Below are 1,023 nucleotides of genomic sequence, written 5' to 3' on the forward strand. Positions count from 1 at the left end.
TAGATATGTATTCTCCTATCCATCCTATCGCAATCCCAAGACATGTAAAATATATCGCTGTAATTACTATTGAATTCATATCAGCACCTCTATTATTTTTTTAAAACATTAAACTTAATGTAATCATCTTTTTTATTTTTAAAACACTCTAAAACGTAGTCAAATTCGGTTACTTTTGCGGCACTTAAGTTCAAGATAGTGTTTACTTTATCAATATTAACAAACACACACTCCTCAGCTTTAAAACTCATTGGGATTGAAAGGCCTTGATCATTTTTCCCATTAAATATTCCTCTTAATTTTAATTTCTGAGAATTGCTTTTTTCGGATATTGAAAAAGAGAATATATTATCATCCTTTTCAAAGTCACTCCTATCTGTTTCTTCATTGAACTTGCAGTTTAATAAATCTAACATAATAATATCGAATTTTAAAAATATAAAAACTCTTTTACTTCCATCATTATCATCGAAATACTCTCTTATAGCCATATTGTTACAATCTTTTGTAGTAAAAATCTTTTCTCCATTTTCTTTATAGAAAGTTAAATCTGGTATATCATAAATTGCTAATCTCATATAATCTACTCCTCCACTAATATATAACCCGTAACTGTTTTTCTACCCATGTTATTAACCCTCTTGTAATAGACGCTGTCACCCTCTCCGTTATTTCTCGGGACATAAACATCAAATCTATTGACAGTGTTAAAATGTCTGCTACTCCCTCTATCATGGACTATCTTATGACCATAACCATCTATGTATAAATCCGTTCCGAAACTAAGGAAATTATTAGCGACTGTTTTGTCATTCATCATTGTTCCTGATGCTGTCTTAAATCCATACTTTCCATTCTCACAAGCCAAGCTAGAATAGTATGTTATATTACATGTAATTGCTTGTAATTCTTTTATCTTAATTCCTGTTTCATTTTCTATATTTGCTTTTAGTTTATACATTTTGTATTCATCGCTATTGTAATATTCTTTTATAGCACTGTTTAAGGCAATTGCAGATTCTT

At 29.5% G+C, this 1,023-nt stretch carries 2 protein-coding genes; both read right to left on the reverse strand.

The genetic code is table 11. The annotated features are described in order from the left end of the window. Positions 1–92: 92 nt before the first annotated feature. A complete protein-coding gene (locus tag T473_RS0115790) occupies positions 93–578 on the reverse strand; it encodes a hypothetical protein (protein ID WP_024622528.1) in 486 nt (161 codons plus the stop codon). 5 nt (positions 579–583) lie between these two features. Beyond that, on the reverse strand, positions 584–1,023 hold a 440-nt coding region (locus tag T473_RS18760; protein ID WP_024622626.1), incomplete at its 5' end, for a 3D domain-containing protein.

The organism is Clostridioides mangenotii TR (assembly GCF_000498755.1).
GTDB lineage: Bacteria > Bacillota > Clostridia > Peptostreptococcales > Peptostreptococcaceae > Metaclostridioides > Metaclostridioides mangenotii_A.

What these genes read in the sequence shown, in the direction of transcription:
- T473_RS0115790 (WP_024622528.1), bottom strand. Translation starts at nt 578, where the DNA reads ATGAGATTAGCAATTTATGATATACCAGATTTAACTTTCTATAAAGAA.